Origin of the sequence: Granulicella sp. L60, assembly GCF_009765825.1 — a bacterium.
Lineage (GTDB): Bacteria > Acidobacteriota > Terriglobia > Terriglobales > Acidobacteriaceae > Edaphobacter.
Genome location: NZ_LMUR01000018.1, coordinates 1,534,454 through 1,558,584, shown reverse-complemented (window position 1 = coordinate 1,558,584; position 24,131 = coordinate 1,534,454). Strand labels below are relative to the sequence as shown.

Annotated in this window: 13 protein-coding genes and 1 tRNA gene; 7 read left to right on the top strand and 7 right to left on the bottom strand. The window is 55.0% G+C overall.

Annotation, left to right across the window (positions count from 1 at the left end):
- Positions 1 to 83 precede the first annotated feature (83 nt).
- Positions 84 to 1,541 (bottom strand): cell wall metabolism sensor histidine kinase WalK, encoded by a 1,458-nt coding sequence (locus GSQ82_RS16800; protein ID WP_158793329.1) that lies wholly within the window; start codon positions 1,539 to 1,541, stop codon positions 84 to 86.
- The gene (locus GSQ82_RS16795; RefSeq protein WP_256370094.1) at positions 1,538 to 2,263 is read right to left on the bottom strand and encodes a response regulator transcription factor; all 726 of its coding nucleotides are present in this window, start codon (positions 2,261 to 2,263) and stop codon (positions 1,538 to 1,540) included. The genes GSQ82_RS16800 and GSQ82_RS16795 overlap by 4 nt, the downstream gene beginning before the upstream one ends.
- A gap of 287 nt (positions 2,264 to 2,550) precedes the next feature.
- Here GSQ82_RS16795 and GSQ82_RS16790 point away from each other — a divergent pair, with 287 nt between their 5' ends.
- The 5 genes from GSQ82_RS16790 (at position 2,551) to GSQ82_RS16770 (ending at position 12,780) form a co-directional block, all read left to right on the top strand.
- Positions 2,551 to 5,382, top strand: a complete 2,832-nt coding sequence (locus GSQ82_RS16790) for a TonB-dependent receptor (RefSeq protein WP_158793327.1) — start codon at positions 2,551 to 2,553, stop codon at positions 5,380 to 5,382.
- Positions 5,383 to 5,611: 229 nt separating this feature from the next.
- Positions 5,612 to 6,520 carry a YncE family protein gene (locus GSQ82_RS16785; protein ID WP_158793326.1) on the top strand — a complete coding sequence of 303 codons (909 nt, stop codon included), beginning with the start codon at positions 5,612 to 5,614 and terminating at the stop codon, positions 6,518 to 6,520.
- A 45-nt stretch (positions 6,521 to 6,565) separates the two neighbouring features.
- Positions 6,566 to 7,873, top strand: a complete 1,308-nt coding sequence (locus GSQ82_RS16780) for a histidine-type phosphatase (RefSeq protein ID WP_371417222.1) — start codon at positions 6,566 to 6,568, stop codon at positions 7,871 to 7,873.
- Positions 7,874 to 8,482: 609 nt separating this feature from the next.
- Entirely contained in the window at positions 8,483 to 10,984 is a 2,502-nt protein-coding gene (locus GSQ82_RS16775; protein ID WP_158793324.1) for a TonB-dependent receptor, read from the top strand.
- Between the two features lie 128 nt (positions 10,985 to 11,112).
- A complete protein-coding gene (locus tag GSQ82_RS16770; RefSeq protein ID WP_216847103.1) occupies positions 11,113 to 12,780 on the top strand; it encodes a hypothetical protein in 1,668 nt (555 codons plus the stop codon).
- 432 nt (positions 12,781 to 13,212) lie between these two features.
- On the opposite strand, the gene GSQ82_RS16765 is transcribed toward GSQ82_RS16770, so the two are convergent.
- The 3 genes from GSQ82_RS16765 to GSQ82_RS16755 all read right to left on the bottom strand — a co-directional run bounded on the left by GSQ82_RS16765 (position 13,213) and on the right by GSQ82_RS16755 (position 19,225).
- Positions 13,213 to 15,330 carry a protease pro-enzyme activation domain-containing protein gene (locus GSQ82_RS16765; protein WP_158793323.1) on the bottom strand — a complete coding sequence of 706 codons (2,118 nt, stop codon included), beginning with the start codon at positions 15,328 to 15,330 and terminating at the stop codon, positions 13,213 to 13,215.
- Between the two features lie 339 nt (positions 15,331 to 15,669).
- A complete protein-coding gene (locus GSQ82_RS16760) occupies positions 15,670 to 16,272 on the bottom strand; it encodes a response regulator transcription factor (RefSeq protein WP_254061695.1) in 603 nt (200 codons plus the stop codon).
- 19 nt (positions 16,273 to 16,291) lie between these two features.
- Positions 16,292 to 19,225, bottom strand: a complete 2,934-nt coding sequence (locus GSQ82_RS16755; protein ID WP_158793322.1) for a sensor histidine kinase — start codon at positions 19,223 to 19,225, stop codon at positions 16,292 to 16,294.
- Between the two features lie 618 nt (positions 19,226 to 19,843).
- Here GSQ82_RS16755 and GSQ82_RS16750 point away from each other — a divergent pair.
- The gene (locus GSQ82_RS16750; protein WP_158793321.1) at positions 19,844 to 20,830 is read left to right on the top strand and encodes a glycosyltransferase family 2 protein; all 987 of its coding nucleotides are present in this window, start codon (positions 19,844 to 19,846) and stop codon (positions 20,828 to 20,830) included.
- 167 nt (positions 20,831 to 20,997) lie between these two features.
- Here GSQ82_RS16750 and GSQ82_RS16745 read toward each other — a convergent pair whose 3' ends face one another.
- Together GSQ82_RS16745 and GSQ82_RS16740 are read right to left on the bottom strand one after the other, a co-directional pair.
- A complete protein-coding gene (locus GSQ82_RS16745; RefSeq protein ID WP_158793320.1) occupies positions 20,998 to 22,359 on the bottom strand; it encodes a hypothetical protein in 1,362 nt (453 codons plus the stop codon).
- Positions 22,360 to 22,666: 307 nt separating this feature from the next.
- A tRNA-Ser gene (locus GSQ82_RS16740) sits at positions 22,667 to 22,758 on the bottom strand.
- Between the two features lie 110 nt (positions 22,759 to 22,868).
- Between GSQ82_RS16740 and GSQ82_RS16735 the strand changes: the two genes are divergently transcribed.
- On the top strand, positions 22,869 to 24,131 hold a 1,263-nt coding region (locus tag GSQ82_RS16735), incomplete at its 3' end, for an APC family permease (protein ID WP_371417221.1).

Genomic DNA, 24,131 nt, shown 5'->3' with positions numbered 1-24,131 from the left:
CCCGTTTTGTTCTTTATTGTGAACAAGAGATTACAGTCGAGCGGGAGACTTGTTGAGAGATATCAATTGAGTCGGTGCGAACATCAGCCGCCAAGAGATGAATAGATCGTGCTCCTGGGCGTGATGGTGTGGGTGGACTGACGAACGAGAGGCAGCGAGATCTGGAAGCTTGCGCCTTGCCCAAGTGAGCTTTCGAGGGTAATGACCGTATTGTGTTGCTCGGCAATCCAAGAGGCAAGGTTGAGGCCGAGGCCTGCGCCGACGCGCTGACGGCTGGTATCCCCGCGAACACGGAAGAAGCGGTTAAAGATAGCAGCGTGATGCTCCTGCGCGATGCCGGGACCATTGTCTTGAACAGCCAAAATAACATGTTGTTTGCCGGGCGTGATCGCGATGGTGACAGTGCCACCGCGCGAGGTGAACTTGAAGGAGTTGTCGAGGAAGATGCGCATCAGCCGGAGGAGGGAGAGGCGGTCGCCGAGAATGATGAGAGGAGTTTCGAGTGAGGGAGGGTCGACGATTTGAAACTGGATGGATAAACGATTCGCGATCGGTGTCCACTCTTCAGTGATTACGTCTAGGAGCGATCTCAAGTCAAGCTCAGCGATAGATAGCACTTCGGTGCCCGCGTCCGAGCGGGCGATGGCAAGGAGGCTGTCGATAAGAGTGGACATGTCGAGAGTGACCTGGTGAAGATGCTCCAGGGAGTCACGGTACTCACTTGCAGCGCGTGGGCGAAGCAGGGCAACCTCGATCTCGGTGCGGAGGCGTGTGAGTGGGGTGCGGAGCTCATGGGAGGCGTTCGCAGTGAAATCGCGCACACTGCGGAAGCCCGCGTCGATGCGTGCGAGCATATTGTTGAGAGTGGTAGATAGCTGGGAGAGTTCGTCATCGGCGGCTGAGACAGGGAGTCGGCTGTCGAGATTGCGATCGCTGATTCGACGCGCCTCGGAAGTAATGAGGCTGACCGGTACGAGAGCCTTCCGGCTGATGAGATGTCCTGCAGCAGCAGCGGAGATGACGACAGCGGGTGTGAGGAAGAGAAGCCCGAGACCGAAATCATGAAGCAAGATGAGTGGCTTGTTGATAGAGATGCCAGTCTCGACCGAATAGGCAGAGCCGTTGACGCTGATTGGCAGAGAGAGTGTGCGGATGGGCCGGTTCGCTTGATGGATCGTGTCGACCAAGCCGGCGGAAGGGAGGGCTGGTGGCGGCGCGAGATGAGCATTTAGGGTGACCATGCGTGGAGAGCGATAGATCCAGTGACCGTTCTGGTCGAGAATCTGTAGCCATTTGCCATCGTCGCGGAAGCGATAGATCGCGTCGAATGCGTATTGGGCCTGATCCCCGGAAGGATGCGGGCCGAGGTGCTGCAACTGGATGCGTATATCGTCGACTCTCTCCTGGAGATCTTGCCGGAGTGTCGTTTCGATAGTGTGTCGAAGCATCCACCAACTGGTGAGGCTGAGGAGGAGCGCGCCGGTAGCAAAGAGGGCGAAGTACCAGACAGCGAGTCGAAGACGGATGGGGAGGGGCTTCACCGGATCAGCTCCTGGAGTGAAACGGAGATGTCGTCGGTTGATGGTGCGGGGTCAGGCTGGAGAGAGTAGCCTACGCCGCGAACGGTGAGAATGGACTTATGTTCGTATGGCGCATCGAACTTTGTGCGCAGCGAGTTGACGAGGACGTCAAGGGCGTTGGGGCTGATTGGATCGGAACCCCAGATGGACTCAATGAGAGTTTGGCGGATGACGGTCTCGCCGGTACGCCGGTGAAGCGCGGAGAAGAGGAGATACTCGCTGCGGGTGAGGTTGATGACTTTATTGCCGCGACGTACCGTGAGACGAACGGGGTCTAATGCAAGGGAAGAGCTCGGAGCGGATCGGGGGGTGGCGCGGGTGAGTCCCTTAAGACGGGCGAGCATCTCGGCGAAGGAGAAGGGTTTGACGAGGTAGTGGTCGGCTCCAGAGTCCAGACCGCGGATGACGTCATCTTCAGCGTCCCGTGCGGTGACCATGAGGATGAAGGCGCGTTTATTCTCCGCGCGAAGGGTAAGTGCGATGTCGATGCCGTCGCGGCCGGGTAGGCCAAGATCGAGGAGGATGGCATCGAAGTCATGACGAAGCGCGAGGTCGAGGCCGGTATCCCCGTCAGGCGCAGGGACGGTGGTGTGGCCCTCTTCACGCAGCCCCTTGCAGAGTAGTTCGAGCATTCGTGGATCGTCTTCAATGATAAGAATCCGCAGTTTATTTGTGGCTGTCATTTTTGAGAAGAAGAGCCGGATACGCGAGACGCAAGGTCGCTCCGGTTTATCGAGAGTGTACGCGGAGGCACCGACCTGCAGTCTAGAGTTCCAGTGATTTCGCGGAAGATTCATCGTCTTTTCATGCGCACATGGACAGGAGTATGAATTCCAACCTTAGGAATTATTCATTGCTTCGTGAACGAGCGTTTACGTCAGTGGAGGAAGCTTGCGACAAGTCATCAACCTGAGACTGTAACGCGAGCCCCATACTCGGTAGAGGTGGAGGCCTATGGAGAACTATGCATATGAAGTCAGCGACGTTGACCTTTCTCCTCTTTGTGATTTCTTTCTCGCTCTCAGCGCGTGCTGTGGAGAGCGATAAAGGCAACGCTGGCAACGGCTCTATCAGTGGAACGGTGAAGGATGCTACGGGATCTGTGCTGCCGGGAGCACAGATTGTGCTGCAGCCAACGACGACGCGAGCGGTGTCGGATGCGGCAGGAGACTTCTCGGTTCCGAATCTGAAGCCGGGTACTTATACCGTGACAGTTACATATATTGGATTTGCCAATTCGGTGTCGACCGTAGTCGTGAATGCCGGACAAACCGCAGTGCTGAATACGATGTTGACAGTCGGTCCGAGTAGCCAGCAGGTAGAGGTTCTGGCGAACATGGCGGGCGATGCGGCGGCTATCAATGAGCAGAGAACCTCGGAGAACATTCTGAATGTGATGACGGATACGCAGATCCAGTCGCTGCCGAATGCAAACGTCGCAGATGCTGTGGGACGGCTTCCAGGCGTGACGCTGCAACGCAACGAGGGCGAGGGTCAGTATGTGCAGATTCGCGGAACAGAGCCCAGGTTGAGCAATACGACGATCGACGGCGTGATCGTACCGGGACCTGATCCGCAGGTGCGCCAAGTAGATTTAGATACGATTCCGGCGGATCTCGTGGGATCAGTGGCCATCAACAAGACACTGTCTGCGAACCAGGACGGGGATGCTATTGGCGGCTCAGTGGATCTGCGGATCAAGCAGGCGACTGAGGATGAACCAACGCTTTCCATCTCGGGACTGGATGGATATACACCGATTGCCGATGGGCGTAAGACCTTCACGATCAATTCGTCGGCGGGCTTTCGATTTGGGCCACGAGTTGATGCGGGGCAGAAGAAGTTCGGTCTTGAGCTGGGATACAGCTACGACTATAACGGGCGCGGAATCGACGATGTAGAGCCAGTGCCGGACCTGGATGGCAATGGTGCGAAGACGTTCGATGCTCTGTACCTTCAGCAATATCTGTATGACCGAACGCGCTTTGGCTTTGCAGGCGCCGCGGACTACAAGCTTGGTCCAGCCTCTGACCTGTTCGTACACGGGCTATTTTCGAACTTCAGAGACTACGGACAGAAGTACGCGTATCAACTGTCGGCTGGATCGAAGGCGTCGTATCACACCAGCGTTCGCAGGCCGAATCTTCAGGTTGCGGACTTAGCGATTGGCGGCAACCATGTCTTTGAACACTCGTTTCTCCGATATCAGATTGCGGCGGCGCACTCGCGATTTGGCGGAGCTGCGGGTAATCCGGGAGCGGCGTTCAAAGGGTCTTCGGCGACGAACGACTGCGCGTACTCTGCATCGGCTACGGTGAGCCAGTACAGGCCGCAGTATACGTGCGCGGTTGCGGGCGATCCAGCGCTGAATCCGACGAACTATAAGTTGGACACAATCGATCTGACCAGCGGCCAGGCGTCACAGCTGAACCTGCAGGCGAGCGCGGCGATGGGGATCAACTATCACCTGGGCACACATGCTTCAACGCTCGAGTTCGGTGGCCAGTTCCGGAATGAGCATAAGGGGCAGAACGCTTTTGCGCCGGAGTATGACTCCAACAACGGCACCTTGATGAGCAACTATCTAGGTTCGTTTACGAATAATCATTTTTATGGTGGGAGTTATCCATTGGGTCCGGTGACGAACTTCGCATCGATCACCGGCGACCTTGCAGCGAATCCGGGCAACTTCACACTCGATGAGGGCACGACACACCTTCAGTCGGACGCTGCGAACTATAACCTGCAGGAGCGCGTGTCGGCTGGTTACATCATGAATACGATTGAGTTTGGGCGATTCCACCTTCAGACGGGGCTGCGTATTGAAGGAACAGTGACCAGCAATACCGGATACCTTGTGGTGAACGATGTGAATGGGAACTATGTTTCGACTACGCCGCAGCATGGGAGCGGGTCGTATGTGAATCCTCTGCCGAGCGTTCAGCTGCGATACAGGATTGGCGATAGCTCGAACATTCGGGCGGTCTATGGACGTGGAATCTCTCGACCTGATCCATACCAGCTGGTGCCTTACATTACGGAGGATCAATCGACGACGCCATACACCATCGGGATAGGAAATACGGGTCTGGTGGCAGAGCACGCGAATGACTATGACCTACTGTACGAGCGCTATCTCCCGTCGGTGGGCATATTGCAGGGCGGATACTTTTATAAGCAGATCACGCGGCCGATCTTCGCGCAACAGACAATCATTCCAGCAGCGGGCTCGCCGTTATCGCAGGCATATGCTGGTGATCTTGTGCAGCAGGAGGTGAATGGCGATCACGCTTATGTGCAGGGCCTGGAGATCGCATATCAACAGCATCTGAACCACCTCCCGGGCGTGCTCGGTGGCCTCCGAATCAACACGAACTTTACCTACACGGCTTCAAAGAACTACAACCTCACGAATCGGTCGGACAATCCCGCGCTTGTGGGGCAAGCGCCCTTCTCTTGGAACATAGGCCCATCCTATGCAACGAAGCGTGCGCTGGTGACGATGGGTATCTCGCACAATGGCTCGAACATTTTTGCATACCAGTACCAGGACTCGGGACCAGCTGCTGTGAGCTTCGGAGTGAAGGGCCCATTTGGGGACAACTACTTTTATTCGCATACTCAGGTCGACGCCCAAGCGACGTATTACATCGGCAAGGGATTCACCGCGGTGGCTGTGGGCGAAAACATGAACAACGAAGTCTTCGGTTTCTATAACGGCAGCACTCAGTACATGGTCCAGCGAGAGTACTACAAGCCTACGTACTCGGGAGGCGTTCGCTGGACGATGCATCACGAATAGCTGCTGGGATCGCGACAGTGAACCAGAGCGCAGGTTAATCAGCATCGGACGTGATGCTGTTACAAGCACAACAATTGTTTGTTGAACAAGACTCGCCGTGCGCAATCGCAGCGACGTGCCGGAAGGATATATGAAGATAGTTTTGGTTGCCATAATGTGTTGCTCATTGAGTTCCTCTTTCGCTTCGATACAAACGGATGCGCCACTTGTACTGGAGCGAAAGATTTTGTTGCCCAGCGTAAAGGGGAAGTTTGATCACTTTGCAATCGACGAGGCCAGCAATCGTCTCTTTGCGGCCGCAACAGGAAACAAGTCGGTTGAGGTAATTGACCTCGCGAGTGGAAAGGTCACTCAGAGTCTCACGGGGATGGGCAAACCGCACGGACTGGTTTGGGTGGCTGCAACAGGAAGGCTCTTTGTGGCTGATGGGGAGAAGGCAGAGCTCACGGTATTCGAAGGAGAGCCGTTGAAGCTCCTAAAGAGTATCAAGCTGTCAGAGGACGCCGATGACATGGTGTACGACGCCCAGAGCGAGATGCTCTATGTTGGTCACGGGGGCACAAATTCAGCGAATCCAGCGTCGATAGCGGTTGTGGATGCGAAGAGACTCTCGGTGCTGACGCAACTGCCGATGGACGCTCATCCCGAGGCGCTTGAACTGGCTCCGGGAGGAAATCGGATTTTTGTGAATGTGAGCGATACCGGACAGGTGGTAGTGATCGACGGTAGCACACACCTTAAGATGAAGACGTGGACGTTGGCGAACGCAAAGGGCAATACACCGCTGGCGTACGACGGACCGAATGACCTTTTATTGGTGGGATGCCGGACACCCGCGAAACTCTTAGTACTGAATGGAAAGACGGGCAAGGAAGTTGGATCCGCTCCAGCAGATGCGGGTGCAGATGATCTGTTCTACGAGGCGAAGACACATCGCGCCTATCTCGTAACCGGGTCGGGTGCGGTAGACAGCTTCGCGGTCTCATCCACTGGGAAGTTACAGGCTCTCGGAGTTACTCATACTGCGGTCGGGTCGAAGACCGGGCTACTTGTTCCTTCACAAAGTGTGATGTATATCGGAGTGCCGGGCACAAGCACACCGTCAGAGATCGACGTTTACCGGACCGGAGCAAAGTGAGCAGATGAAAGCAGGTGCAGAAACAGGAAAGGGGCAAAATTTGAAATGAGATCATACTGGATGTTTTTTGCGCTGACGGTCTTTTTGGGATGCATCGGCGTGCCTGCAGCGAGAGCCCAAACGAAATCGCAGGTAGGGGAGGAGCGGCTGAAGTTCGTCCTTGTACTGACTCGGCACGGAGTCCGTTCGCCAACTTGGACTAATGATCGGTTGAATGAATACTCGCGGGATCCCTGGCCCAAGTGGGAGGTAGAGCCAGGTGAGCTTACGCCGCATGGAAAGATACTTATGACGCAGTTTGGAACCTACTACCGCGCATGGTTTGCTGATCGGGGACTGCTCTCGGCGGATGGATGCTCTGACGCAGGAGCCGTATATATAGGCGGAGATACGGATAACAGGACTATAGATACGGCGCATAGCCTCTCGCAAGGTCTGCTACCCGGATGTGGAACCATCATTCATTCGCTGGAGAGGGGAACACAGGATGTGCTTTTTCATGGGGCAGCAAAGCTGGGAAAGCAGGATGTACAATTTGGGCTCTTCGCTGTGGCTGGACACATAGGTGGTGATGCTGCGGCGTTGCTGCCTGCGTATAAGATGCCTTTGCAAGTGATGCAGCAGGTACTATCGGGATGCTTTGAAGCTGGATGTGCTGTGGACGGCAAGAAGTTTCTGCTGAAGATACAACCGTCTCTTAACTCGGGCTCAGGAGACCATGTGGCGGAGCTCAAGGGACCGCTGAGCACAGCCGCAACTTTCGCTGAAAACTTTCAACTCGAGTATCTGGACGGCATGCCGGATGCGGAGGTAGGCTGGGGACGGATCGATGAGGCGAAGGTTCATTCGCTGATGGCGCTGCATGCGGCGAGTTCGGAGCTAGTGCAGCGTACACCGTATATCGCTCGGATACAGGCGTCAAATCTTCTGTTTCACATAGTGCGCACACTGGAACAGGCGCGAGATAACAAAACAGTTGCCGGAGCTATCGCGTCGCCGCAACAAAAGATCGTGTTCCTAGTGGGACATGATACGAACATTTCGAATGTGGCTGCATTGCTCGACGCACATTGGCTTATCGCTGGCTACCAACGCGACGATGCCGCTCCGGGCGGTGCATTGGTCTTCGAGCTGTGGCAGAGACCTGGAAAAGAGGATGATGTGCGCATCTACTACACAGTGCAGACACCAGCGCAGATGCGGAGAGCGTCGCCAGTATCACTCGCAGAGCCCCCCGCGAGAGCTACAGTGTTTATTCCACAATGCAGCCGTGCTGAAGAGGGCGTCCCTTGCTCCTGGAAGGAATTCGAGCGCGTCACCGGCGCGGCAATTGACAAGCAGTTCGTTCGTTAGTCCTTAGCCGGGCACGTACCTCGAATGCATTGTTCTTTTCAACGCCCTGTTGACTCGTCCATGCTCACGTAAGATTCATAATAGGACTGAGAGCATCCAACAGCCATATTTAAGACTACTCGATGAAGCTTAAGCTCACCTTAAGGCTTGAGAGGGGAAGTATGTAGATACCTTACCGAAATTATTAATTGGCACCGCTGGTTTGAGAGAAACCGAACCATTAGTTCCTCTTACCTACCAAATTAGTAGTTTTTAGCTTAAGAAAACCTGATAAGTGGCTTAAGGAAAACTGAAGAGGTCGAAGAGAAATGCGACTCTTTTGACTAAGTGGCAGCTGTGGCCAAGAACAACTAAAAATAAATCCTAAAAAGTCAAATAGTCAATGAAATCAATGCTTTTCTCTGCGCATAGAACGCGCCGCGGATGCGCTGCGCCTAACTTCTTTTACTACTCATGACTTGCTTGCGGAAAACATCGACGGAATGTAACGCCGAGTTCACACTATGTAGCTAAGTTTTCGGGACTGCAAGTTATTGCTGTAAGTCTATGGAGGAACGTTTGATAACGCATCGTATAAGCTACTGGCGTTTGTTATTATGTGTATGTGTCATGTTTCTGGTTGCCGGCCACATTCCACTACGGGCACAACAGATAACGGACGCGACTCTCACGGGAACGGTTCTGGACCCACAAGGGAACATCGTTCAGAACGCTACAGTCACCGTGATCAACGAATCGACTCATAGTGTTCGTAAAGTCACCGTCGACACGCAGGGACACTTTTCCGCTCCCAATATGGTTCCCGGTAGATATACGGTGGAACTCTCAGCGCCAGGCTTCGCTATTACCAGCCGATCGGGGGTTCAACTGGCGGCAGGTCAGCCCCAAGACCTGCCAATGAAACTGAGCGTCGGAAATGTATCGGAGCAGGTCACCGTCGAAGCAGCAGACTCTGACTCCATCGCATCGCAACTTTCGCCGGTTCAGCCTCTGCTGAATGCACGCTCCGCACGTTCCGAGATCAGCTCTGAATATATCCAAAAGTTCACGTCCCCACTCAGCGACTACACGGAGATCATTCAGATCGTACCCGGCACCTTTACTATCAACACCAACGGAGTTGGTCTTGGCCAGGCTACTACTTCCTTCCGCGGCTTTCAGGATGGTGAGTATGACATCACTTGGGATGGCATTCCCTTTCAGGATACCAATACGCCTAGTCACCATTCCTGGGCCTTCTTTCCTGGGCCATGGATTGGCGGAGTAGACTTCGACCGCAGTCCTGGGTCAGCTTCAACCATTGGACCCACTCCATTCGGAGGATCGGTCAATCTATTGTCCAAGGACGTGCCGTCACAACATGCAGTACGAGGCTCCGTCTCTTATGGATCATTCAATACTCTTTTGCTGGATGGCCAGTACGACTCTGGAAGCATCGGTGCCAATCATAAGACCAGCCTCTCTCTCGACGTGCATAGGATGACTTCGGATGGCTTCCAGACATTCAACTACCAAACGCGCGACGCCGGAGACATTAAGGTTCAATATCAGTTCTCCGATAAGACTTTACTGACTGGCTTCAGCGGCGTCGTCATCCTCGATGCCAACACCCCCGATGCTAATCTGCCAACGCGTGCTCAGATCGCCCAGTTCGGATATAACTACCTGCTAAATAATATTCCCGGCGACCCTTCGAACTACCACTACAACCTCAACCACGTTCCTACAGACTTTGAGTACGTCGGCCTCAAGTCGCAGTTTAGCCACGGTTGGCTTTTGGACGTGAAGCCCTATACCTACAGTTATTACAACCATCAGAACTTTACTGAGGTTGGCTCAATCACATCGATTACAGATACACCTACAGCAGATACCCCAAACGGATTTTGTGCGACACAGGTCAATGGGAGACTTCCCTGTGGGGTCGACAAGCTCAATAGCTACCGCCAATATGGTGAGACTAGCACCATCAGTCAGACCTCCAAGTATGGCGTCTTCCGCGCGGGCCTTTGGTACAACTGGTCAACGACCAATCGTTTCCAGTTTCCTTCCGATCCGCTCACAAACATCGATCAGACACTGCCTAACTTCCATGAGCGGTACTACACCAATATCTATCAGCCGTTCGCTGAATACGAGTACCATGCAACCAGAAAACTCACTATAACCGGCGGTCTCAAATACGCCTATTACAACCAGAGCTTCACGCAGTTTGCTGATGACGGCAAAGTAGTCGGTAACCTTGGCGGCGCGCCGTTCATCACCAACACTGCAGGTTATAAATCGTATCTTCCCTCTGCCGATGCGAACTATCGCATTAAGGATAACTGGTCGGTCTACGCTCAGTTCTCGAAGGGCAGCATCATCCCTCCAACCAGCGTCTTCGATGTGACAGATGGCAGTGTTGCGAATTTGCCAAAGCCGACAGGTGTGTCGACTTACCAGGCCGGAACCGTCTTGAAGTTGAAGCGGATCACCTTTGACGGAGACGCTTACTTTATCAAATTTCAGAATGCATACAGCTCTTTCACTCCCACGAACGGCGATGACACTGTCTATTTCCTAGGTCCTGATTCGATCACCAAGGGCATCGAACTCGAGACCAACGTTTATTTCGGTCATGGTCTTAGCCTGTATGGCAATGGGACGGTGGGCAGCGCAACCTATACCGGCACAGGAGTACCTTCCGGCCTATGGGTGACGAATACTCCGGCTAATACAGAGGGCTTCGGGTTGACTTATCAGGAAAAGAATATTGATGCGGGAATATTTGAAAAGCGCATTGGTCCGCAGTGGAACGACAACGGCCAGTATCACAACCAGATCTACACCGATGCGTTCAATACAGTAAATCTGTTTCTGAACTACACGATCAAGAACGGTTCTCGTTTCAATAACAGCAAGATCGGATTGAGTTTTAATAATTTGCTGAATGTTCATGATGTAGTTGGGGTAATCCCTGCAGGAAATCCTGTGCCGACAATACTAGCTGACGGTACAGCCTCGCCCTATCTTGCTGCCACGACTATCAATGGCGGAGATCAGTTGACGCAAACGCCAGGGCGTAGCGTTATGGTCACATTTACCTTCGGATATACAGGCAAACGGTAGATAAGCGATCAACGTGGCCGTGCTAATCAATTCATCCGTTGGCACGGCCGTTCGTTGAAAGGCTCGAATCCAACATACCCGGCATATTGTTCTTCTCGTGTCGGCAACAAAATTCAATCGGAGAAATCATGCAAATTATCTATTCGAAGATGAATCGTTCCTGGCACTCTTTTGTAAAAGGTTTCGCCGGTCTCTCTCTTGTCGCCGTCTCCGTCAGCCTTCCTGCGGTTGCTCAGGAGCAAGGCCTTAACGCCGGCATGTATTTCTACCCTGGCAACCTCGTTGTCAGTCGAAGTGTTTATGACAATGATGCCAAGAATGTGAAAGTCGGTGCTCTCCTGCCTACCAATTGCGCCGAAACTGTGGGACCCTGCGTTGCCGCGACCAATAATGGCAAGTATCCCGAAGTCTTCAATAACGTCATTCCTGATCCGTCCTTTGGTATCACCTCGGCGATCTACCTCGATCAAATTACACCCTCTGGCTTCCTACTCGATAGCCTCGAAGTTCCCAATAGCTCGTTCAAGAAGATTCGTTCCGAGAGCAACCAGCTCGTCACGAGCTTTAGCTCCAAGTCTGAGATTGCCCTTAACCTTTCTACAGATCACAAATTTCTTACCCTCATGGGCTATGTTGCTCCTGTTGACACCATTGACGTTTCTAACTCGAACACGCCGGGCGCTGTCGATCCGACCAACCCTGTGGGGAGCAGCTATTATCGCGCCGTAGCAACGGTCAATCACGTCGGCAAGTTTACCTTTACTGAGACCGATGCCTACAGTGGCAACAATGGGCGCGCTGCGATCCTCAATAACTCCTATGGTGCTGATATGTTCTATGCGGCAGGCAACGCTGGCAATGGTTCCAATCCTCAACCCAATGGCGTCGTCCTCGGTGCAGGCGCACAGTTGATTACGCCATCGACCGCGCCTGAGAGCTTCCAGAATGTAATGGCACCTACTCCACTCTCCAGCTTTTCTGTGACAGAGCTTGGGGATAAAGCCGATAAGATCGGCAAAGATGACAACTACCGGGGCCTCACCATCTTCAATGACGTCGTCTATTTCACTAAAGGCAGCGGCAGTAATGGTGTCAACACTGTCTACTTCGTCGACACGACCGGAACCGCGTGCCCTACGGGCGTAGGCATCCCCGCCGTTGGTGCCCCACTGCCCATCTCTGCTCTGACTTACGATCCGTCGAAGTTACAGACCACCGGTTTGCCGAACAACATGTGCATCCTCGCAGGATTCCCCACCGTCCTTGCGAAGACTGCAACTGCTCCTGCTGCTCCCTTTGGCTTATTCTTCGCTAATGCGGAAACGCTCTACGTCGCTGACGAAGGCGATGGCTACACTGGTGGCTCCGACCTCTATACTCACGCTGCAGCCCAAACCACAGCCGGCATCCAGAAGTGGATCTTCAATAACTCTACTCAATCCTGGAGCCTCGCCTATACGCTCCAAACCGATCTAGGCCTCGGCACACCTTACACGATCAACAAGTATCCCACCGGCAATAATCCCGCCACGAACCTCCCCTGGTCTCCGGCAACGGACGGTGTCCGTAACATCACTGGAACGGTTGCCGGCGGTTCCGTCACCCTCTATGCCATCACCTCAACGGTCAGTGGCAATGGAGACACCGGTGCCGACCCCAACCGCCTTGTCACCATCACTGACTCCTTGGTCAACACCGAAACCACTAAAGCGGCAAAGGAAAAATTCACTATCGTTCGCAGGGCCGACTTCGCCGAGGTACTCCGAGGCGTCTCCTTCGCACCCGATACTAAGTGAAAGCCGATCTGCAATGAGCAGTAAAACGCCCCTAATAAGCTCCGACAGCTTATTAGATCAAGCGCGGCAGGAAGCAAGTTTCCTGCCGCATACAGATGCTGGCTTGGCAAACTTCGAAGTGACACTTAGGTCACACTTTTGCAGATCGCGAGGCGCAGTTCATGACATGAGTACGCTGGATGTTGACGCATACCAACCATACGCGGCTCGTCGCCATCGACAAGTAGACAACTTCATCGTTTTGGATCGCAGATCATTGGATGAGAACCAGCAAGGCGTTCGACGAAGTTATTGACTCTGACGCCGTCATCCGCGACCCCGATTATCCAACTAAAGAGATCCGAGGGAGCGTTCCGGTTATCTCGGCACCGAAATAAAAGGGCAGGCACTCGTAAGAATGCCTGCCCCCGTGATCTCAAACACCTCGAAAACTTACTGGAACGCTTTGTTCCAGTTCGTCACCAGGTTATTCACGTTCAGCGTACCGATACCCGTTGCGAAATCCCATCCCTGCTTCGAGTTGTAAGCCTTCTCGTACTCCGTGCCCGAGACCGACAATGCGCCGAAGTTGCCCGATGGCCTGTAGCAGTTATACGAGCGGTAGTTATACCAGATGCAGTTCACATCGTTGTCTCCCTGCGTCACGTCATAGAAGGTACATGAGCCGTCCGTTCCCGTACCCAGGGACGAGTTGCACGAGTTGTTCCCCGTCCCGCCATATTCCTGCTTTGCCAACGCGTAGTACACATAGTTCGGATTCCCCTGCGGGGTTCCCGTCGATTGGTTCACCAGCGCTTGAATCCCAGCCACGATAGGCGCGGCAAACGATGTGCCTCCCGCTCCCGACCAATTCACCGGGTCACCAGTACACGGCGCACCGCCTGTTCCGGCAGCAGGCTGGCTATAGCAGAACGCGTAGTAGTGACCCCACACGCCATTGGCCGCAAACAGCGAGATATCCGGAATATCTCTCACGCCATCGCTCGGGTTACCGAACGCACCAGCCTGATAGTTTGGCTTCGCATACCCCTCGCATGTCCCGCCGTTTTCAGGATGCGGATAGAAGAGCACAGGATGTCCATAGGCGCAGTTGCTAGGCCCACCACTGCCACTCACCACCGTCTCGAAGTACTCCTCTGCCAAGGGCGAGTTGCAGAACCCGTTCGCCCCATAAGGCACGTTGTATCCCTCGACGTTGGTGATTAGCGTACTCGCACACGAGTCGTTCCACGGAATCTCAGGAATGTAAGACTTCGCCGATCCGAACGTTGCGCTATTGTTTTTCTTCCAGTACTGAGACACCGTTCCGGAGTATGTATCGCTGAAGTCCGTGCCGCCGACTGCAACGTTATATGGTGTCGTCGCAAATCCGCTCGTCGTAATCCCGGTCATGGCAAAGTCCCCACCCGCATCGCAGCTGGCCGCGCCCTCGTCTCCAGAGGAGACAAACACCGACACACCCTCTGCCGCTGCCTGTTCATAAGCCTCGTTGAAGCTCGCATTGCCTGCCTGACCCAGCCCTGCCTCACACTCGCCATAGCTGATGCTGACGATAGATGGCGGCAGATCCTGGTCGATCAACGTCTGGAGCGCAATCAATCCTCCGAACGTAGTCTCGGTGTCCGCGCACGAAGCCAGCACAATCGCCGCGTTCGGGGCCGCCGCGCTCGCATACTCGGCATCCAGAATGGCTTCGCCATCGTTGCCAATCACATCGCCCGGATCCGTGCATCCACCTGGATGAATCTGAGTGAACGTGCCCTTGGTGTACTTGGCCAGGCCGAACACGCCACGGAAGGTATACCAGTCACCTGTCGAATACACATCGGTGTCCTCGATCACAGCGACCGTCTGTCCCTTGCCAGTAATCCCGTTCTTGTAGACCGGTTCGAAGTTGTAGATTGTGTGCAGGTCATCCGGCACGACTAGTTGCGTCGCGCTGTCCGCCGTGTAGTCGGACTTCACACCATTGGTCGCCACTGTCCTTGCTACAACCGCCTTGGATGCACCATCAATCCGCGCCGAGCTGATCCCTTTGTTGGCCGCCTTAGGACGGAAGTCGTTCAGCGAAGATACTCCAATCACCACATTCGCCAGCGCGGCAGGTATCTGCGGATTCTGCATGTTGGAGAGGTGCTTCACACCCGAAACATCAAGCGTATGCATCTCTGCCTTGAACGCAGAGTTTACCTGCGCGGCCGTTCCCGAGAAGTCGATTACCATACCGCTGTCCGACACCCGGTTCACCTGAAGACCACTTCCCTTCAGCCACTTCGTCACAGCCGCGATATCGGCGGTATTCGGCCCATACTGCTCGCCATACTCCTTCGCTGTCAGCCAGTGATGAAATACAGGATTGCTCGACTCGTGCATCGCCTGAATTCGCTCGTTCAACGCTGTCTGCCGATCTTCCGGACGCTTCAACTGCAGCAGCATATGGTTCAGCTTCAACCCATCCGCTACCGCGCCGCGATCGTTCTGTGCGTTTGCCTCAACCCGGACATTGCCTGCCAGGGTTACTGTCTGCGTTTCGACAACGGGCGAAGTCACCAACAGCTTCGCCGCGGTTGCGCTCTGTGCAAGAGCGGAAGGTATCGGCAGAGCCGCTACCGCTAGAAAGTAAAAAGTGCGAACGAACTTATTCCTTAAATGACAACACTTCATGTAATCGGCCTCGATGGAACAAATCCAGGGTTTGCCTGCGACGAGGTTGCAGCGACGAACCCGTTCGGAGAGGACGCCGCAAAGGAATCGGTCTGTGCTGGTTCAGCACAAAACAGTTTGGTTGTTGGAGAAAATCTGATGAAAGATTAGCGCCAGATTCGAGCGAGCGGAAAAATGCAAATGATAATTTTGAAACTACCCAAAAGGGTAGCTTCACGCTGCGGCCTACGCGTCGAGCAGCCCCCGCTGGATCGCGATCACCACCGCTTGTGTTCGATCGTTCGCATGCAACTTGAGTAGGATCTTCTTGACGTGCATCTTAACCGTGTTGTCGGTCACAAAGAGCAGGTCCGCGATCTCCTTATTGCTTTTCCCCTGCGAGATCAGACCCAACACTTCGACCTCTCGATCGCTCAGCTTTCCTGATGTGATGTAATGGGTCAGCTTCTCTGCTGTTTCGGGCGAAAGAGATCGACCACCGGCGACCACGTGGCGGACCTGTTCGGCCAGTGTTGCGCCATCAATACCCTTGAGCAGATATCCCTTCACGCCCAGGCTGATCGCCGTATAAATCGAAGCATCGCCCTGCGCGGAGCTGAGAATGATGATGCGACCGTCCGGATGGCTCTTCAGGATAGTACGTACAACGTCAAAACCGCTCTGGTCAGGAAGACGAAGATCAAGCAGCATGACATCGGGCAGGAGCGCCAGGTACATCTCAATCGCCTGACGGCCATTGGCGGCAAGACCGACGATCTTCATCTGATGGCGTGCAAGCACACCTGCCAGCCCCTCGCGCACCATGGGATGGTCGTCAACGATCAGCACCTCGATCGGCCTTACAGCTTCAGCGAGCGGATTCGTCTCCAGAACTGTTCTCCTCTTGTGACCTTCGACCCAGACGCCAACGTTTCCATGCTGACTTCGTTGTTCTTACCTGCAACGTGACTTTTGTTCCCTGGCCCAGCTTACTGTCAATCGTAAGGGTAGCGCCAATGCGTTTTGCATGAGCGTGCATGCCTCGCAGTCCAAAGTGACCTTCTCTTCCTTGACGTTGCGTGACTTCGTCGATGCCCTCGCCATCGTCTACAACAATAACCTCGAAAGAATCTGGAGAAAAAATGATCTTTACCTCGACGTGTTTTGCGTAACCGTGTCGGAAGGCGTTGGATAGAGCTTCTCGACAGATGCGGTACACCTCGTCACGAACAAGAGGATCGATCGGACGAGGCTTTCCTGCGGTCGTCAATTCAAAGTCAGGAAGCTCGCTGAGTCTGAACTCAGCTTCTGCATGTTGTAAGACATCGACGAGGCTGTACTCCGCCACAGCGGTCGAATGCAGATTAGAAACCATATTGCGATTGCGCGCTATGCTTCCACGCACCCGATCGGCCAGCGTGCTGAGTGACATGGTAGCTGTCTCTGGCTGATCGTTCAGTTGAAAGCCCAGCAACTCGAGCTGAAACGCAACCCCGATCATGTCCTGAATGACGGTGTCGTGGATCTGGTAAGCGATGCGTTCGCGCTCCGCAGCTCGCTCTTGAAAGCGAAGGCTGAGGCGCTCTGCCCGGAGCCGCGTTCTTCTCCGCGTTACCTCAACCGCGATGCCCACCAGGCCAAGAGCTAGCAATGCCCTAAACCATCCTGTCTGCCAGAAGAACGGTTGCAGCTGGAGTGCAGCAGTGGCGGCCACTCCGTTCGACACGCCTTCACGATTCGTGGCAACGACCCGAAATGTATAACGGCCGGGCGGCAGACCAGTGTAGGAGACAGCACGTTCTGTACCGGCATCGATCCACTGCCGGTCCCATCCCGCAAGTTGATAACGAAATCGAATTTGTTCGGGAGCACTATCGGAAGGTGCAGTGTAGGCAAAAGTGATGCGATGAAGTCCCGGAGAGATCGTAGTCACATCCGCGCCAAGATGTTGATCATCGACTTGGATGTAGTCGAGCACCGCTTGCGCGATCGGGTCTGGCGGGTGTGGGTTCACCACGGCGATTCCGTCCACCGTAGCAAACCAGATGCGTCCATCGCGGGATCGAATCGCTGTCACCTGATTGAGAGGAAGTACCTCATTGCTTTTAAGGCCGTCGGCCTGATCAAATGTCTCGGGGACGACATGGTCAAGCTTCCCTTCAGCGAACGCCATCCACTGTTTGCGGCTCACGCACGCAATGCTCCGTGGAGTGACGACCCAGAGATTTTCCTCTGCATCTGACACAACGTCGAGCACGAAACTACCCGGCAGACCCTGGGCCTGTGTAAGGATTCTCCCTGCGCGCAGATTCTTCCGTACAGAATCTTGATCGGGCCATAACATCAAGCCGCGCATTGTTGCTACTGCCAAACCGTGTCCGGGCCATGCAGCGCTGAGAATGGGATGCGGTGTGTTGACCACGTGCTCAAATCGTTCCCCGGCCCATCGTTCGAGCTGCGTGTCTGTTCCCACCCAAAGCTCTCCCTGTTGATCGGCCGCGAGATACCAGATGGAACTATCTGTTTTCGGCTGCCCCACGTCAATGCTCGATAGCCTTCGATCCTTCAGACGAAAAAGTCCGTGATGCAAAACGCTGAACCAGAGACTTCCATCGGACGTTGCTACGGGAGTATTGACGTACCCATGAGGGATGGACGGTATTTTGGCGAACCTGGATCCGCTTCGCTCGAAGATGCCGTAGTCGGAGATTGCAATCGCGGGGGTGGCTCCATGTTCTGCGAAACCGCGAATTTGACCGGTGGGAAGTCCTTGCGCACGTCCGTAGAGTGTTCTTCGACCGTCCTTGAACTCAGCGACACCACCCTCCAATGTTCCAGCCCAGACCCCGCCGTCTCTCTGCTCAAAGATTGCGTCTGTCTGGCTCCGCCCGCCAGGACCATTGCTGACACGGTAACTTGTGAAGATCCCATGATGAAATCTCTGGAGTCCGGCGATCGTTCCGATCCACACATCATGATTGCGATCTTCCAGAAGAACTCGTACGTCATCGCTGGCCAACCCGTCAGCAGCGGTCATCACCTCGGTCTGATCGTCATATCTGCGGCTGAGTCCATGTAATCCCCCACTCGCCATCCAAAGTGCTCCGCGATGATCGACCATCAGATCGACGAAGTTGCCAAGTCCAGGGTGCGGGATCAGTTTGAAGTCCCCGCCATCAAAGCGAAACAGCTTATGGCCATCGCCCGCATACATCTTGCCCGAGGCGTCTCCGAACAGAAGTTGGATACCGGGGTGGTCGTAGCGAATTACTGAATGATTAGCTTGTACAGCAACAATGTGTTCACTATCAGTGATCCAAAGTGTTCCGTCTTTGCTTTCGAAGAGGTCACGCACCGCATGAGTATTGGATGGCAGAGGTACATCCTCCAGTGCATCGCCTCGCGTTCGCATAAGTACATTGTCAGATACGATCCAGACGCCTCCATCACCAGCACGCGCAAGCGCTTGGATCAGAGCATGCGAATTGCCAGGAATACCGATCGTGACAAACCGATTGTGGGTGTAGTGAAAGAGTCCCGTGATACTGGCGATCCAGATCCCGCCATCGTTGTCACGCACTAGCTTGAGTATTTTTTCCTGTAACTCCGGCGGCCCGTCCTTCTCGAAGGACCTGAAATGTACACCATCAAACCGTGCTAAGCCGTTGAGTGTTCCAACCCATAGAAAACCATCGGGTGTCTGCGCCAGTGCTGTCACGAAGTTCTGCGGCAAACCTTGTTCGGTTGTCCAGGTAGAGAGAACCTCGTTGCGCAGGAGAGGTTCTGAATCTGTTGTCTTCATGCCGTGCGCGTTCAAGGCTAATGAGAGCACTAAGCCGACACATGCAAGGTCAATCTTTCGTCTCCACCGCAAATCTTTTCCCTAAGAGAAGTTCCTTTTGTGGGTGCCTTTAGTATTTAGTACAGACGTCTAGTATAGGCGGGCCTGTCTTATTCCCGCTGACCGGTAAAATATTATGAGAATGTCGCATTGAATTAGAACCAGTCAGCTACTTTCCATCCCCAAAAGGTGGTAGCTATGCCGAACCGACCACTCTTACTTACCTTTTGATTCGGAAGCCCCCATCTCCGACTTTGACCGAACCGAGATTACCTTACTCTTGAAGTCAACATTTCCCCAAGTGGAGTACATGACTCCCTGCTCCCGGAAACCGGTGCCCAGAAAACTCGAGCAGAACGGCTCTTTCGGGTGTGCAGCAATGAATAGTATTTTCTTATGTCGCAAAATATTGCGGACAACGTGCAACTTAATAATGTCGCCTAAGCGACTTATTCGTTTGCATCTGGAATCTTTAGGGAAGAGTATTGGTCCTATCCCTATCCTGATCCAAACCTGCTGCACTATGAGCATTAAACCTCAACCCACAACCACTCAGAGAATCTTGCGAGAGCAATCCCAATGCCTACATCCTTTGCTGCTAATAGTAGTCGTGCGCCTGTCAGTGTGCTTGTTCCGACCTACAACGGGTCGGAGCTTCTGCTCGAGACTATAGATTCCATCCTCTCGCAGAAGTTTGCGCCTGCCGAAGTGATTATCCTCGATTACGGCTCCACGGACGACACCTGCGAGGCAGTAGCCCGCATGGGTGGCGGAGTGAAGTATCACTACAGGCAAAACGAAGGCATCTCCGCCGCTCGCAATCAAGCTGTTGCACTTGCTCAATTCAAGTTCGTTGCCTTCTGCGACCATGACGACTTGTGGCGACCTGACAAGCTGTTACAGCAGATGGAACTACATCTACTGCGCCCTGATCTGAAGTTCTCCTTCACGAATTTCTCAACTGTAAACAGTGGATACTGGTCGATAGAGACCAAGTTCGATGCTGCACGCGGCGGCTTCTTTGACGACTTTACCCCTATCGGAAAAAATCTTATCGCCGAGTTCTCTCTCTACAGCAAGCTCCTCAAGTTCCAACCGATCGTCCCGTCCAGCGTTGTGATGACCAAGGCCCTGTACGATTCCTGCGGGGGAGCCAATGAAGTCTTCGGCAAAAATCCGTCTGAGTATCTCGACCTCACCCTTCGATGCGTTCACAAGCCTCCTATCGGCGCCATAACGGACCCGGTCGTCGGCATCAGAAATCATGTGAGTAACTACTCGGGCAGCGATATAGGCTACGCTCTCGGGCAGTTGGAGATCATCAGTCACGCTCTCGAAAACCATTCCATTGGAGAGATGGAGAGAGCTGCAATCATTGAACGAATGATCACAGCCCGCATCAACACCTCCTACTACTTGTTTGCGGACCGGGACTTTGAAACCTGTAGAGAGTTGCTTTCTGCCGTACCCTCTGACCGGCTTGATCGCATCCTCAAGATCAAACTTCTGATCTCGAAGATGCCTTTGACGATCGCGCTGGTAATGCACTCTCTCGTCGTCCGCTGATGGTTATCTGTTCCTGCTTTTGAGAATCAGATAATTCCTCTTGGACATCACATCGCTTCTGCTTCTCAGGAAACGGCCGACGGGTTCTTGATCGTAGGTCCGAGAAGCCATACTTCGAGATATGGGTTGATCGGAGTACTCTCTGCACTGCGCAAAGAAACGGCTAGCTAGCGGCTGTAGTTCTGCGCGTACATGTCGTGCGGTAGCCCCAGAGAACGTGAGCGGCGGACAAGAGCATAGGCCGCGTCGCGGTCTATGACCCCGCCGATGGAGACCAGGTACGGAGCGTGCCCGCTGGGCGTGAAGACCACAGGCTCCAGTTCAGGATGACTCCGCGCCAGGTCGGAGACCTTCTTCTCCGCGTCCGTCCTGCGGTTGTAGGTGAAGGTGATCACGCGCCAACCAGCGCGGGAGCCAGCTGATGCGGGGACGCTCGCAGGCGGTGGATCCGCGGCGACGGGCTCAGGCGCAGGGCTAGTCGCGATCTGGTTCGCCGATTGCGCAGTTGGTTGTGAGATGGCAACAGCCTGCGTGGCTTTGTCCCGATGCGCATTCCATTCGTGCGCAAGGAACCATGCGGCAAGCAGGAGAATAGCGACGATACCGACGCCGAGCCAGCGGGAGCGCAGTGAGAAGCTCTGATCTTCGCCCAAGATATCTTTGCTGGCGATTGGGCGGACGGTTGTGCGGGTGTATTCCGCGTTCCGGTCCTCACTGAGGAGAGGAAGCGGAAGCTGCGCCTCCGGCTGCACAGAGTACTTGATGGTAGCAGCCGGAGCCTTCTGCTCAACCACTGCTGTCGTTGCCGGAATCGCGTTCTCCGGTTTCTGCGCTACAGGTTGATTCGAACCAAACTGGCGTACGAGAGCGGCTTTTATGTTCTCCAGTCCCCATGTGCCAGCGAGGCCGTTACGGATGATCTGGCCGAACGGCGGAGGCATGGCGGAGTCGGGGATACCCTCGATCGATTCCCGTTGAGTAAGTGCCTGGACGAGCACGGTTGCGAGATCATGCACGTCGCGCTGCTTTGCGATGCGGCCTTCCTCTCCCTCCGGCGCTTCGCGGATGCAGTCGCTGCGCAGTTTGACCACGCTGCTCAAGGCAAAGATATTGCGCGGCTCGATGTGTTCGTGAATGAAGCCATGGGTGTGCAGCACATCGAGCGCCGCCACCAGGCTGGATGTCAGCTGAGCCATATCCTCGAGCGCCAGGTGGCCCTGGTCAAGGACCTCGGCAAGATTCCCGTCCACCTTCTCGAGGACCGCATAGACGGCTGGGCTGCCATCTAGCTCAGTCTGGCCGAAGCGCTCGAACTTGAGGAAGTTCGGATGGTTCAACGCATCCACGCAACGCCAACGGGCAAGAATCTCCTCCTCGTCGAAGTGGCACTCGATGAGGCGCAGCACCGTTGGCTCGCCCGTTGGGCCGGCGGTGGTGTAGAACGCGCTGCGGCCCTCGGACATCAGAAGTTTTTTCAAGGGGAAAGCGCCGTCGATGGTGACGCCTTCATAGTCGGTCCATAGCTGCATATGTCAGATCCTGTGTGGGAGTGGGGTGAAGCTAAATGCCGAAGAGGCGAGTTAAACAGGAGGCGAGCGAGCCGCGGGTGCTTACGCAGCGGCTCTTGTTGTCACAGTCATTATCGCAAATAATGGGATGGATTTATGGACAGGCTTACTACTTGAATTCGGGGCTGGAACGCACAAAAGACGCGAAGTATGGGGCGCCGAGATTTTTGGTTAGCCGTCTTGTAAATGAAGTATTGAAGCGGTTCGACTCTTAGGTCTTGTTATAAGAAGTTGATCGCAGACTATGCGGTTGAACAGCTTAGCCTTATGGCGGAGAATGGGGGATTCGAACCCCCGATAGAGCTTTCGCCCTATAACGGTTTAGCAAACCGCCGCCTTCAGCCACTCGGCCAACTCTCCGTCTGTGTTGCGGTGAGCATCTGCCTCTCGGCGATGCCCGGCTGAGGCAATTATAGCTTGAGGCTGGGGTGGGAAGACAAGATCGGATAAATTGAACAGGAAACGTGCGAATGTGCGTGGGTTATGCGGCACGTTCGGGACCGCCTGACGATGATTCTGACGATAACGAGGATGACGAGATAAAAGACACTGCGACGATGGAGGGGTTGCCGGGCCGGGTGGGGTCGCGGCGCGGGGGGAAGATGCGGCTGCTGCCGCTGATTGCGGCGACGTACTTTATGGTGTCGGGTGGGCCGTATGGGCTGGAAGACATTATCGGCAAGGCGGGGTATGGAAGGGCGTTGCTGCTGTTGCTGGTGGTGCCGGTGGTGTGGAGTCTGCCGACGAGCCTGATGGTGGGGGAGCTTGCGTCGGCGATACCGATGGAGGGCGGGTACTACTGCTGGGTGAGGCAGGCGCTGGGCGGGTTCTGGGGGTTTCAGGAGGCGTGGCTGAGCCTGACGGCGAGCGTGTTCGATATGGCGATCTATCCGACGATCTTTGTGCTGTACCTGGGTAGGGTTGAGCCGGCGTGGACGGCGGGGTTCAGGGGGATGCTGTGGGCGCTGGCGGTGGTGGTGGTGTGTGCGGCGTGGAATCTGTATGGCGCGAGGGCGGTGGGGGAGGGGTCGGTGGCGTTGTTCTGCGTGCTGCTGTCGCCGTTTGTGGTGCTGACGGCGGTGGGGTTGTGGAAGGGATGGACGGCGAGGCATGGCGGCGGCGGGCTGCATGGGCTAGGGGCGGCGGTGCCGGGAGGGGATCTCGCGGGGGCGCTCTCGGTGGCGCTGTGGAACTACATGGGTTGGGATAACGCTTCGACGGTGGCGCAGGAGGTGGAGGAGCCGCAGAGGAACTATCCGCGGGCGATGCTGTCGGCGACGGGGCTGGTGGCGTTGACGTATGTGTTGCCGCTGGCGGCGGCGGGGATGGCGGGGATTTCGCCGGACAGGTTTTCTACGGGGGCGTGGACGGATGCGGCGAGGGAGTTGGTGGGGCCGTGGCTGGCGCTGTGCGTGGTGCTGGGAGGGATGATCAATGGGGCGGGGATGTTCAACGCGCTGACGATGAGTTATACGCGGGTGCCGTATGCGCTGGCGGAGGAGGGATTGCTGCCGCGGGTGTTGACACGGACGACGAGGGCGGGGGTGCCGTGGGCGAGCGTGGTGGTGTGTTCGGTGGCGTGGGCACTGGCGCTGCAGATGTCGTTTGAGCGGCTGATCTCGATGGACCTGGTGCTGTATGGAGGGGCGCTAGTGCTGGAGTTTGTAGCGCTCGTGGTGTTGCGGGTGAAGGAGCCGGGGCTGGTGAGGCCGTTCCGAGTGCCGGGTGGGGTT

Excerpts from the sequence above, each read along its gene's own strand:
- GSQ82_RS16750 (WP_158793321.1), top strand. The coding sequence starts at position 19,844 with ATGCCTACATCCTTTGCTGCTAATAGTAGTCGTGCGCCTGTCAGTGTG.
- GSQ82_RS16775 (WP_158793324.1), top strand. The coding sequence starts at position 8,483 with ATGTTTCTGGTTGCCGGCCACATTCCACTACGGGCACAACAGATAACG.
- GSQ82_RS16745 (WP_158793320.1), bottom strand. The coding sequence starts at position 22,359 with ATGCAGCTATGGACCGACTATGAAGGCGTCACCATCGACGGCGCTTTC.
- GSQ82_RS16780 (WP_371417222.1), top strand. The coding sequence starts at position 6,566 with ATGAGATCATACTGGATGTTTTTTGCGCTGACGGTCTTTTTGGGATGC.
- GSQ82_RS16790 (WP_158793327.1), top strand. The coding sequence starts at position 2,551 with ATGAAGTCAGCGACGTTGACCTTTCTCCTCTTTGTGATTTCTTTCTCG.
- GSQ82_RS16770 (WP_216847103.1), top strand. The coding sequence starts at position 11,113 with ATGCAAATTATCTATTCGAAGATGAATCGTTCCTGGCACTCTTTTGTA.
- GSQ82_RS16755 (WP_158793322.1), bottom strand. The coding sequence starts at position 19,225 with ATGAAGACAACAGATTCAGAACCTCTCCTGCGCAACGAGGTTCTCTCT.
- GSQ82_RS16795 (WP_256370094.1), bottom strand. The coding sequence starts at position 2,263 with ATGACAGCCACAAATAAACTGCGGATTCTTATCATTGAAGACGATCCA.